This window comes from Duganella violaceipulchra (assembly GCF_019166075.1).
GTDB classification, from domain to species: Bacteria; Pseudomonadota; Gammaproteobacteria; order Burkholderiales; family Burkholderiaceae_D; genus Rugamonas; species Rugamonas violaceipulchra.
In genome coordinates this window covers 1-218 of sequence record NZ_JAHTGR010000267.1, presented here as the reverse complement: position 1 = coordinate 218, position 218 = coordinate 1, and the positions used below count along the sequence as shown (strand labels likewise).

Sequence of the window (218 nt, the reverse complement as noted above, 5' to 3'; positions counted from 1 at the left end):
AACCGCTGCACTACCGTAACTTCATTGCGCAGACGCTGGCCATTCCGGCGGGGGCGCTCGAAGCGTTTTTCCGGGAACAGTTGGGCGACATCGACGAACCGACGTTCCCGATTGGTTTGCTCAACATCCAAGGCGACGGCAGGCAGGTAGAAGAAGCCAGTATCAGCCTGAGCGCAGACTTGGCCGAGCGCATCCGCATCAGTGCGCGGCAAGAAGGC

The 218-nt window shown here is 60.6% G+C and carries 1 protein-coding gene; it reads left to right on the top strand.

Annotated features, from left to right (window positions below; all coding sequences use genetic code 11):
• A partial coding sequence (locus KVP70_RS34000; protein WP_217946826.1) for a hypothetical protein occupies window positions 1-218 on the top strand: 218 nt, incomplete at both ends.